The organism is Cobetia sp. UCD-24C (assembly GCF_001306765.1).
Lineage (GTDB): Bacteria > Pseudomonadota > Gammaproteobacteria > Pseudomonadales > Halomonadaceae > Cobetia > Cobetia amphilecti.
Genome location: NZ_LJTD01000042.1, coordinates 1 through 751 on the forward strand (window position 1 = coordinate 1; position 751 = coordinate 751).

Below are 751 nucleotides of genomic sequence, written 5' to 3' on the forward strand. Positions count from 1 at the left end.
CAGTGGGGAGTAAGGCGTTTGATGCGTTGCGCTAGCGGTGGATGCGTTGCCATCAAAGTAAACCAAGAGCTGAGTGCTTGGCCGAAAAATAAGTGAGAGGCCTCGTCGGCGTTGCTATGGTGCACGCGACTGCCATGCTGGCGCGCGCCAATTTGCTGTAGGGCGCCGGCAAGCGCTTCGGGATTGCGGGTAAATTGCACCGCTGCAGCATCGGCTAAATATTCACGCTGGCGACTCACGGCAGCTTTAATCAACTGCCCGAAGAATACCCCAATGCTGCCTACTACCAGCAGCGCCACGCCCACTAAAGGTAGTGCATTTTTATTGTTGCGCCGCGAACTAAAGCGCGACGAACGCAGCAGCATGTAACCCAAATGGGTTAACGAAAGAATACCGGCTAGGGCGGCAATTAAGCGAATATTGAGCCGCATATCACCATTAAGGATATGGCTGAACTCGTGGGCGACCACTGCTTGCAACTGTTCGCGTGAAAAGGTTTCAACGGCACCACGAGTAAGGCCGATGGCAGCATCTTTGGTTTCGTAGCCAGCGGCAAAGGCATTAATACCGGCTTCGTTGGGGAGTAGATAGACTGCTGGTACCGGTAAGTTGGCGGCGATAGCCATTTCTTCAACCACATTAAGAACACGTCGTTCTAGTGGGTCGCTGCTATCAGGTGCGAGTTGGATGCCACCTAAGCTTTCAGCCACCACATGCCCGCCAGGACGAAGCTGCAGCCATTTCACTAGGC

At 54.1% G+C, this 751-nt stretch carries 1 protein-coding gene; it reads right to left on the reverse strand.

Going from position 1 to position 751, the window contains the following annotated elements; translation table 11 throughout:
* Window positions 1–751, reverse strand: a 751-nt coding sequence (locus AOG28_RS17465) for a M48 family metallopeptidase (protein WP_152965478.1), incomplete at both ends; no start/stop codon positions are given.